This window comes from Bradyrhizobium genomosp. I (2014), from assembly GCF_000261685.1.
Lineage (GTDB): Bacteria > Pseudomonadota > Alphaproteobacteria > Rhizobiales > Xanthobacteraceae > Bradyrhizobium.
In genome coordinates, this window is record NZ_AJQE01000200.1 from 1 (window position 1) to 8,759 (window position 8,759).

The 8,759-nt window shown below is 64.5% G+C and carries 8 protein-coding genes and 3 pseudogenes; 4 read left to right on the forward strand and 7 right to left on the reverse strand.

Annotated features, from left to right (window positions below; all coding sequences use genetic code 11):
• The 4 genes and pseudogenes from IC50_RS19140 to IC50_RS19155 form a co-directional block, all read left to right on the forward strand.
• Positions 1–505 (forward strand): annotated as a pseudogene (locus IC50_RS19140) (helicase-related protein); the annotation flags it as partial.
• A gap of 74 nt (positions 506–579) precedes the next feature.
• Positions 580–843, forward strand: a pseudogene (locus IC50_RS19145) (RNA-binding S4 domain-containing protein); the annotation flags it as partial.
• A 132-nt stretch (positions 844–975) separates the two neighbouring features.
• Positions 976–1,314, forward strand: a complete 339-nt coding sequence (gene fdxA / locus IC50_RS19150) for a ferredoxin FdxA (RefSeq protein ID WP_035708232.1) — start codon at positions 976–978, stop codon at positions 1,312–1,314.
• A 344-nt stretch (positions 1,315–1,658) separates the two neighbouring features.
• Entirely contained in the window at positions 1,659–2,501 is an 843-nt protein-coding gene (locus IC50_RS19155) for a CarD family transcriptional regulator (protein ID WP_081492469.1), read from the forward strand.
• Positions 2,502–2,784: 283 nt separating this feature from the next.
• On the opposite strand, the gene IC50_RS19160 is transcribed toward IC50_RS19155, so the two are convergent.
• The 7 genes and pseudogenes from IC50_RS19160 to IC50_RS19190 form a co-directional block, all read right to left on the reverse strand.
• The gene (locus IC50_RS19160) at positions 2,785–3,318 is read right to left on the reverse strand and encodes a response regulator transcription factor (protein ID WP_035708235.1); all 534 of its coding nucleotides are present in this window, start codon (positions 3,316–3,318) and stop codon (positions 2,785–2,787) included.
• A complete protein-coding gene (locus tag IC50_RS19165; RefSeq protein ID WP_035708238.1) occupies positions 3,308–4,711 on the reverse strand; it encodes an ATP-binding protein in 1,404 nt (467 codons plus the stop codon). The genes IC50_RS19160 and IC50_RS19165 overlap by 11 nt, the downstream gene beginning before the upstream one ends.
• Positions 4,683–5,534 carry an SURF1 family protein gene (locus tag IC50_RS19170; protein WP_035708241.1) on the reverse strand — a complete coding sequence of 284 codons (852 nt, stop codon included), beginning with the start codon at positions 5,532–5,534 and terminating at the stop codon, positions 4,683–4,685. Before IC50_RS19170 ends, IC50_RS19165 begins: the two co-directional genes overlap by 29 nt.
• Before the next feature lie 13 nt (positions 5,535–5,547).
• The gene (cyoD, locus tag IC50_RS19175; protein WP_035708245.1) at positions 5,548–5,925 is read right to left on the reverse strand and encodes a cytochrome o ubiquinol oxidase subunit IV; all 378 of its coding nucleotides are present in this window, start codon (positions 5,923–5,925) and stop codon (positions 5,548–5,550) included.
• Entirely contained in the window at positions 5,922–6,551 is a 630-nt protein-coding gene (gene cyoC / locus IC50_RS19180) for a cytochrome o ubiquinol oxidase subunit III (RefSeq protein WP_035708247.1), read from the reverse strand. The genes cyoD and cyoC overlap by 4 nt, the downstream gene beginning before the upstream one ends.
• Positions 6,552–8,549, reverse strand: a complete 1,998-nt coding sequence (cyoB, locus tag IC50_RS19185) for a cytochrome o ubiquinol oxidase subunit I (RefSeq protein ID WP_035708249.1) — start codon at positions 8,547–8,549, stop codon at positions 6,552–6,554.
• A gap of 11 nt (positions 8,550–8,560) precedes the next feature.
• Positions 8,561–8,759, reverse strand: a pseudogene (locus IC50_RS19190) (ubiquinol oxidase subunit II); the annotation flags it as partial.

The window sequence follows — 8,759 nt, forward strand, 5'->3', positions numbered from 1 at the left end:
GCCGGCAGAGCCTGAGCTGGTCGAGGTCTGGCGTCCGGCCGGCCGTCACGAGGACCGCAAGCCGCGCCACGAGCGCCATCGCCACCAGCGTCACCATCAGCCGCGTCCGCAGGCGGGGGCCGAGGCTGGCGCGGCCGCACCCGGCGAAGCCGCCGATGGCGCCCAGCGGGGCGAGCGGCACCGTCATGGTGGCGGTCATCATCGCAAGGATTTCCGCAAGGGCCGCGAAAACGGCGAGGGCGGCGAGCGGAATCGCGGTTTCCAGGGCAAGGATCGCGACAAGGATCGCAATCGCGACAAGGGCAAGTTCGGCGGAGAACGCGACAAGGGCCGCGACAACCGTGGCCGTGACCGCGACAAGGGACGCGACCGCCAAGGCGGTCCGTCGCTCCGTCCCTATGCCTCGAGCGCAAGCCCGCGCGAGCGCGATCGTCCCGCCGATCCAAACTCGCCCTTCGCCAAGCTCGCCGCACTAAAAGAGCAGCTGTCCGGCCGGAAGGAATAGCAGGCGTTTTCAAGCGACGTGCGGAGCGGTTCGCGTGACGAGAACGCGTCGAAAGGAATAGAGCCACGACGACCGAGCGGCAGCGCCTCGACAAATGGCTGTGGCATGCGCGGGTGGTGAAGGCGCGCACCTCCGCCGCCGAGCTGGTCGTCACAGGGCACGTCCGCATCAACGGCGCGCGCGAGACCTCGCCGGGGCATGCGGTCAAGATCGGCGACGTGCTCACCATCGCGCTCGACCGCACGGTGCGCGTGTTGAGAGTGACAAGCTTTAGCGAACGCCGCGGCGATGCTGCCTCGGCACGGGTGCTCTACGAAGAGCTCGGGATGCGCAATTAATTGCGCATGCCATTCATTTCTTGGTCGATCAAACACACAAAGCCGTCATGATCGGGCCTTCCCGACCTTGCAGCGCAGGGCCATCCGCGCTAGGCAAGCCGCGACTTCTAAAAGAGCTTTTCGGAGCGTTGGATGACTTACGTCGTCACTGAAAACTGCATCAAGTGCAAGTACACCGACTGCGTCGAGGTCTGCCCGGTCGACTGCTTCTACGAGGGCGACAACATGCTCGTCATCCACCCCGACGAGTGCATCGATTGCGGCGTGTGCGAGCCGGAATGCCCCGCCGACGCCATCAAGCCGGACACGGAACCGGGCCTGGAAAAGTGGCTTCAGGTCAACGCCGAATACGCCAAGAGCTGGCCGAACATCACCCAGAAGAAAGAATCACCCGCCGACGCCAAGGAGTTCGACGGGATGGATGGCAAGTTCGAGAAATATTTTTCTCCGAACCCCGGCTCCGGCGACTAATTCGGGCCCAAACTTAACCCTAATAGCGCCGCTTCAGCCGAAAACCAGCCCTCAAGACCCCTAAATCATTGATTTTTGCGGGAAATGTGCTATATTGGGCACATTAAGCCGAACCCCGTCAGCCCCGTTGGCCCCTCTGGGTTCCCGTGAAACCAAATGTCGAACAGGGGCGTGGCAGTTTCCGCGCGCAGGCTGTGTCACAGAAAACGCGTAAAAAGAGTACTTCAGCGAGGGCTTCCCATAAGGAGGCCAAAAAAGTCGCCGCGGCCAGCCGTAGCGCATCCAAGGGTCGGACCGCGACGAAGGCGCCGGCTGCAAAGTCCTCGAAGAACAAAAGAAGCGCAATGCCTAACAAGACTGCCAAACCGGCCGCCAAAGCGACCGCTGTCAAGCCTGTTGCTGCCAAGCCCGCTGCTGCCACCAAGGCTCCCGCTGCCAAGCCGGTGACCGCCAAGGCTCCCGTTGCCAAGCCCGCGACGAAGGCCCCTGTTGCCGCTGCGCCTGCCAAGGCTCCCGTGGCCGCCAAGCCGGCCGTCAAGCCTGCTGCTGCGCCGAAGGTCGAGGAAAAGAAGGTCGTGACCCAGCGTCAGGGCTTCAAGGCCAACGAGTTCGTCGTCTATCCCGCCCACGGCGTCGGCCAGATCTTGGCCATCGAGGAGCAGGAGATCGCCGGTGCGAAGCTCGAGCTGTTCGTCATCAACTTCATCAAGGACAAGATGACGCTGCGCGTCCCGACCGCCAAGGTCGCGAACGTCGGCATGCGCAAGCTGTCCGACCCGGTGCTGGTCAAGAAGGCGCTGGAGACGCTCAAGGGCCGCGCCCGCGTCAAGCGCACCATGTGGTCGCGCCGCGCCCAGGAATACGAAGCGAAGATCAATTCGGGCGACATCGTCGCGATCGCGGAAGTCGTGCGCGATCTCTATCGCTCGGAGTCGCAACCGGAGCAGTCGTATTCGGAGCGCCAGCTCTATGAAGCGGCGCTCGACCGTCTCTCCCGCGAGATCGCGGTGGTGCAGCACTCGACCGAGACCGAAGCGGTCAAGGAGATCGAGGCCCAGCTCGCCAAGAGCCCGCGCCGCGCCAGCGCCAAGGCGGAAGCCGCCGACGGCGAGGGCGACACGGATACCGAGGGCGATACCGATGATACCGATGGCGACGACACCACCGTCGCCGACGAGGCGGCGTAAGCGCCTCTCGCGTCGACCGCAACAGATCAAAAGCCCGGCCGTTCGGCCGGGCTTTTTGTTGGGGGATGTTTGTCCAACACGATGACGGAGCTTTGTGCAAGAGCTCTCTCGATGAACTCGGTGTCGTCCCGGCGAACGCCGGGACCCATACCCCCAGGGAGAAGTTTGACGAAGATTGGTCGTTCGGTACGCCTACGATCGGAACGATAGATTCCGCGGTATGGGTCCCGGCGTTCGCCGGGACGACGAGAGGAGAGAGTCTTCGTCAAACGACGCGCGCCGGCTATTTCACCGGCCGCTTCTCGAGCTTCCGCGCCAGCGTGCGCCGGTGCATGCCGAGGCGGCGCGCCGCTTCCGAGATGTTGAACTCGGTCTCGATCAGGGTCTGGTGGATGCGCTCCCATTCCAGCGTCTTGATCGAGGTCGGCCGCGCGTCGAGTGCGACCTCGGTATTCCCTTCGGCTTTGGTGAAGGCGGCTTCGATGTCGTCCGTGTTCGACGGCTTTGCGAGATAGTGGCAGGCGCCGAGCTTGATCGCCTCCACGGCGGTCGAGATGCTGGCAAAGCCGGTCAGGACCACGATCAGCATGTCCGGATCGTGCGTGTGCAGGAGCTCGACGCAGGCGAGCCCCGAGGCGCCGCCGAGCTTGAGGTCGACCACGGCATGGCCGAAGGAGCGTTGCTCCAGCACCTGGTGCACCTCCTCGATCGAGGCGGCGAGCACGACCTCGTAGCCGCGGCGCTCGAAGGAGCGCTTCAGCGTGCGGGCGAAGCCGGCGTCGTCCTCGACGACGATGAGCGAACGATCAGGCGTCAAAATTTCCTCCGATCGCGAGCGTTGCGAGCGGCAGCGTCAGGCGCACCGTGGCGCCGCGCTTCCTGTGGTTCTCGGCGGTCACGCTGCCCCCCAACTTGCGTACGACGTTCACTACCAGGAACAGGCCGAGCCCGCCGCCGGCGCGGCCCTTGCTCGACTGGTAGGGCTTTCCCAGCTGCGCCAGCATCTCCGGCGCAAAGCCCGGGCCGCGGTCAGAGATCGACAGCACGAGGTTGTCACCTTCGCGCTCGGCCACGAGCTCGACCCAGTCGCGCGAGACCTCATAGGCATTGTCGAGCACGTTGAAGATCACCTGCTTGAGCGCGACGTCGGAGACGATCGCGACGTCCTCGCCGAAGGTGTTGACGAAGTAGAGCGTGCGGGCCGAGCGCGCATTGCGCCATTCGTCGACCAGCGCGGTGACGAAGGCCGTCACCGTCGTCGGCGAGGAGCCTTCGCCGCGCGCTTCGCCCGCCGATACCAGGATGCCGGTGACGATCGATTTGCAGCGCTGCAGCGAGGTCTCCATCTCCGCGAGATCCTCAGCAAGCTCCTGGTCGGCGGCGAGATCCGGCATGCGGCGCCAGTCGCTGAGGATCACCGAGAGCGAGGCGAGCGGGGTGCCGAGCTCATGTGCGGCGCCGGAGGCGAGCAGGCCCATGCGCACGATGTGGTCCTGCTCGGCGGCATGCTGGCGCAGCGCCGCCAGATGCGCATCGCGCTCGCGCAGGTTCCGATTGATGCGGGTGACGAACACCACCAGCAGCACGGCGTTGAGCACGAAGCCCAGGAGCATGCCGGCGACCGTGAGCGTGTAAGTCTCGCTCAACGGGTTGGGCGGCAGATCGAGCGGGCGGTATGCCAGCGTCAGCCACACGAAACTCGCGCAGGTCAGGGCGACCAGCGACCAGGTCGAGCGGGCATCGAGCAGCACCGCGCCCAGCGTCACCTGGAGCAGGAACAGCGAGGTGAAGGGATTGGTGGCGCCGCCGGAGAGATAGAGCTGCGCGGTCAGCGCGGCGACGTCTAGCATCAAGGCGACCAGCAGCTCGTTGTTGGTGATCGCGGCGCGATGGCCCACCCAGACGAGGCTGGAGACGTTGAGCAGCACAAGCGCGCCGATCACGGCGCCCATCCGCTCCAATGGCAGCGGGATGCCGAGACCAAAATGCACGGCGCCGATGGTCACGATCTGGCCGACCACCGCGGTCCAGCGCAGCTGGATCAGCAGCGCCATGTTCTTGCGGTTGGTCTCGTCGTCGGTCGGAGCGGTGCCGATCAGCTCGCTGCGCGCATCTGCCTGCGACTGCAGCGTGACGGCCAGCCCGTCACGCGCAAGCGTCTGGGAAAGCGTTTTCCCGTCGTCAGGTCGGCTCGACGAACGTTCCAGCATCTGATCCCGTCCTGCGGGCGACGGCATCCGAGCCGCCGACCTTTTCGTGGACGAAGCGCTTGCGGCGGAACAGCCCGCCGCCGAATGTGACGAAAAGTCTACCCGCCAGCATGAAAGCGAGGGCAAACCACGTCAGCGCGTAGATCAGGTGGTTATTGGGAAAGCGGATCACGGTCAATCCGCCGATCGGACCGCCGGCAATTTGTGGTCCGGCGTCCGCATCGACGAAGAACGGCGCGACGTCGTGAAGGCCGCGTGCCGCCGCAATCGCGGCGACGTCCCGCGAGTACCAGCGGTTGTGCCGGGGCACGTTGTCCCGGAGAAATCCGCCCTTCGGTTCCGTCATGCGGAGCAGGCCGGCGATCTCGACCTCACCGTCGGGGTTGCCGTCACGGCGCGTCGATGCATCGCGCCGCTCCGACGGCACGAAGCCGCGGTTGATCAGCACCAGCGTGCCGTCATCGCGCTTCAGCGGCGTCAGCACCCAATAACCCGGGCCTTCCTCGGTCACGGCCTGAACCAGCGTCTCGCGGTCGTGCAGGAAGCGGCCGCTGACGCTGACGTGCCTGTATTCGTCGCTTGCGGCGCTGATGGCGGGCCATGAAGCGGGCGAGGGGACCGGCCGGGCCGGAGCATGAACGCGCTGCTCGACGCGGTCGATCAGCGCCAGCTTCCAGGCGCGGCGTTCGATCTGCCAGACGCCGAGTGCGACGAGAATTGCAAAGGCGATGAGCGAGAGGACCGTGAGCCACAAGGAAGGGGCGCGCGCAGCCTCGCTGCGCGTCCCCCCCGGCTTGCTCGTCACGGCCTGCGTCCTGCTCATTTCGGAGCCTCGCTCAGTTCATTCCCCTCATCTGGTGCACCGGCATCATGTTGCTGTTGAGGTGGCTCATCACCCACAGCGAACCGGACAGCGCGATCACCACCATCACGATGGTGAAGATCAGCGCCATCATGCTCCAGCCGTTTTCGGACGTCGTGTTCATGTGCAGGAAGTAGATCATGTGGACGACGATCTGCACGACCGCGAAGGCCATGATGACCAGCGCGGTGATCTGCTTGCTCGGCAGCGCGCCGCTCATCACCAGCCAGAACGGGATCGCGGTCAGCACCACCGAGAGCACGAAGCCGAGCATGTAGCCCGAGAAGGTGCTGTGAGCGTGGCCGTCGCCGTGATGATGGTCCGCATGGGCGGCGTGGGTATCGGTGTTCATCGCAGAACTCCCAGGAGATAGACGAAGGTGAAAACGCCGATCCAGACCACGTCGAGGAAATGCCAGAACATCGACAGGCACATCAGGCGGCGGCGGTTGGCCTCGATCAGGCCGAACTTCTGGACCTGCATCATCAGCGTCACCAGCCAGATCAGGCCGCAGGAGACGTGCAGGCCGTGGGTGCCGACCAGCGTGAAGAACGCGGACAGGAAGGCGCTGCGCTGCGGGGTAGCGCCCTCGTGGATCATGTGGGCGAACTCGGTGAGCTCGATGCCGATGAACGCGGCGCCGAACAGGCCGGTGATCGCCAGCCACATCTGGGTCTGGCCGATCTTGTTCTGCTGCATCGTCAGCATGGCAAAGCCATAGGTGATCGACGACAGCAGCAGCATCGAGGTGTTCACCGCGACCAGGTTCAGGTCGAACAGGTCCTTCGGGGCGGGGCCGGCGGCGTAATTGCCGCCGAGCACGCCGAAGGTGGCGAACAGGATCGCGAAGATGAGGCAGTCGCTCATCAGGTAGATCCAGAAGCCGAGCGAGGTGCTCCAGCCTTCCGGATGCGGATGCTCGTCGGCGAGATAGAAGACCGGCTCGCCGGTTTGCGTGGGATTTACAGAGACAGTCATTTACTTGGCTCCGGCGAGCAGTTTGGTGCGCGCGTCCTCGGTCCGGATGATGTCTTCAGCCGGAATGTCGAAGTCGCGGTGATAGTTGAAGGTATGACCGATTCCGACGGCGAGCATCGCGATGAAGCTCGCAGCCGCCAGCCACCAGATGTACCAGATCAGGCCGAAACCCATCGCGGTGGCGAGGCCGGCGAGGATGATGCCGGTACCGGTGCTGCTGGGCATGTGGATCGGCTTGAACCCGGTCAGCGGACGCTGGTAGCCGCGCCTCTTCATGTCCCACCACGCGTCATTGTCGTGAACGACGGGGGTGAAGGCGAAGTTGTAGTCCGGCGGGGGCGAGGAGGTCGCCCATTCCAGCGTGCGCGCGTCCCAGGGATCGCCGGTGACGTCCTTGAGCTGCTCGCGCTTGAGCAGGCTGACCGCGAACTGCATCAGCATGGAGAGGATGCCGATGAAGATGAAGAGGGCGCCGATCGCGGCGATGACGAACCAGATCTGAAGCGAGGGATCGTCGAACACGCGCAGACGGCGGGTCACGCCCATCAGGCCGAGGACGTAGAGCGGCATGAAGGCGAGGTAGAAGCCGGTGACCCAGAACCAGAACGACATCTTGCCCCAGAACGGATCGAGCTTGAAGCCGAACGCCTTCGGGAACCAGTAGTTGATGCCGGCGAACGCGCCGAACACCACGCCGCCGATGATCACGTTGTGGAAGTGCGCGATCAGGAACAGGCTGTTGTGCAGGACGAAGTCGGCCGGCGGCACCGCGAGCAGCACGCCGGTCATGCCGCCGATCACGAAGGTCAGCATGAAGGCGATCGTCCACATCATCGGCAGCTCGTAGCGGATACGGCCTCGATACATCGTGAACAGCCAGTTGAACATCTTCGCGCCCGTCGGGATCGAGATGATCATCGTGGTGATGCCGAAGAACGAGTTGACGCTGGCGCCCGAGCCCATCGTGAAGAAATGGTGCAGCCACACCAGATACGACAGGATGGTGATGACGACCGTGGCGTAGACCATCGAGGTGTAGCCGAACAGCCGCTTGCCGGAGAAGGTCGAGGTGACCTCGGAGAAGATGCCGAAGGCGGGGAGAACCAGGATGTAGACCTCGGGGTGGCCCCAGATCCAGATTAGGTTCACGTACATCATCGGGCTGCCGCCGAAATCGTTGGTGAAGAAGTTGGTGCCGACGTAGCGGTCGAGCGACAGCAGCGCGAGCACGACGGTCAGGACGGGGAAGGAGGCGACGATCAGGACGTTGGTGCAGAGCGAGGTCCAGGTGAACACCGGCATCTTCATCATCGTCATGCCGGGGCACCGCAGCTTGACGATGGTGCAGATCAGGTTGATGCCGGACAACGTCGTGCCGACGCCGGCGACCTGCAGCGCCCAGATGTAGTAGTCGACGCCGACGTCGGGACTGTAGCCGATGTTCGACAGCGGCGGATAAGCCAGCCAGCCGGTGCGGGCGAATTCGCCGATGAATAGCGAGGCCATCACCAGCACCGCGCCGCCGACCGTCATCCAGAAGCTGAAATTGTTGAGGAACGGGAACGACACGTCGCGTGCGCCGATCTGGAGCGGCACGACGTAGTTCATCAGGCCGGTGACCAGCGGCATCGCCACGAAGAAGATCATGATCACGCCGTGGGCGGTGAAGACCTGGTCGTAGTGATGGGCGTTGAGGTAGCCTTCGGAGCCGCCAAAGGCGAGCATCTGCTGGCCGCGCATCATCAGCGCGTCGGCAAAGCCGCGCAGCAGCATCACGATGCCGAGGATCATGTACATGATGCCGATGCGCTTGTGGTCCACCGTGGTGAACCACTCGCGCCAGAGATAGCCCCAGAGGCGGAAATAGGTGAGGCCGCCGAGCAGCGCGGCGCCGCCGAGCGCGACCACCACGAAAGTGCCGACGACGATCGGCTCGTGCAGCGGCAGCGATTCGAGGCCGAGCCGGCCGAAGATGAGCTTGAGAAGATCAGGAGACATGCGTGTTCTCTTTAGGAGTCTGACTTCGGACGCTGTCCGAGGAAGAAGGAAGAGGACTTCAGCGGCGTGAACGACGGCCGCTTCAGGCCGGCGCCGATGAGCGGCATGGTGTCGGTCGGGGCCGTGATCGAGGCGGTGGTCTTGCCCTGCGGCGCATCCGGCGTGCAGGTGCCGACGACGAAGCTGGGCTCGGGCCCGAGCGGCGAGCCG